General features: G+C 40.6%; 1 protein-coding gene. It reads right to left on the reverse strand.

Going from position 1 to position 1,258, the window contains the following annotated elements; translation table 11 throughout:
• Positions 1-157: 157 nt before the first annotated feature.
• The gene (locus DBT_RS11625; RefSeq protein ID WP_067620904.1) at positions 158-1,177 is read right to left on the reverse strand and encodes an IS5 family transposase; all 1,020 of its coding nucleotides are present in this window, start codon (positions 1,175-1,177) and stop codon (positions 158-160) included.
• Between the last annotated feature and the right edge of the window lie 81 nt (positions 1,178-1,258).

Genomic DNA, 1,258 nt, shown 5'->3' on the forward strand with positions numbered 1-1,258 from the left:
AACCTCTAGGAATTCATTTTTTATAAATTTGTCTAAAAAGATGGCCCACAACTCTCTGTACATCACTGTGAGATTAACTTTTTCGTCCACAATTTATTTTTTTTTTTTTGGCCTCATTTCATCTTAACTGAGGCCTACCTGATGGTGTTCTAACATATTACCCCGCTCTTGATACTAGTAGACTATATCGATCCAGGTTGTAGGATAAATTCCTTAACCCTATCTTGATCCAAGCTCGCGCTAATCCTATGGTTCGAACAATCAGTGTCCCCGCTCTTTGAAGCTGGACTCCAAATACGTGTTCTATCCTGGAACGTATCCTAGATTTCGTCCGGTTCCCTCGCTTCTCTTTTTGCGTCAGTTTGTCATAACGACAGCCCTTCCGCTGAATGTGTTCTTTAAATCCATTGAGGCATAAATACAAAAGATTCTTCCTGCTCCTATAGGCAGAGTCAGCCCATACCTTACGGCTTGTGTTATGATCATCCAAAACATCCTTCAATACTTGACCGTCATGCACAGATGCATCTGTCACTACAAATTTCCTGATAAATTTATGCTCTACATCTATGGAAACATGGTTCTTGTACCCAAAATATGCTTTTCCATGCTTTCTTGTCCAGCGAGCCTCTGTGTCCTTTTGCCTACGTTGGGCATCGGACCATCCATCCACTTCCTCACCAGATTTAATCTTGGCATTCTGATCACGATTGTTCTTCTGCTTTGGAACAGATACTATACTGGCATCCACTATTTGGCCCTTACGAGCTTCAAAACCATGCTTTCTGAGAAAACTATCAAACTGATGGAACAACTCCGGCAAGATACCGGCTTCTTTGAGCTGTTCCCTGAAAAGCCAAATTGTCTTGGCATCTGGTACACGGTCACCTATGCCTAAACCTAAAAATCTCATGAAAGATAGACGATCCAATATCTGCATCTCGGTGGCATCATCTGATAGATTATACAAAGACTGCAAAATCAGAATCTTGAACATGAGCACTACATCGAAAGGCTTACGGCCTGCATTGGACTTCCTTTTCTTCTGCCTGATCTTCTCCAAAATAGGCCGAAAAGTTTCCCAGTTTACTACTTCGTTAAGCCGTTTGAGAGGATCACCATTTTGATCAATCTTATTAAGTCGTATGCTTACATCAAACATCCCTATTTGCTGCATCATTTTACTCCTGAATGCTCGTATTTTCAGGAAGTTATTATATATTATACCCTCAAAAATTGCGTTGAATTTTTAGAGGTA

Origin of the sequence: Dissulfuribacter thermophilus (genome assembly GCF_001687335.1) — a bacterium.
Lineage (GTDB): Bacteria > Desulfobacterota > Dissulfuribacteria > Dissulfuribacterales > Dissulfuribacteraceae > Dissulfuribacter > Dissulfuribacter thermophilus.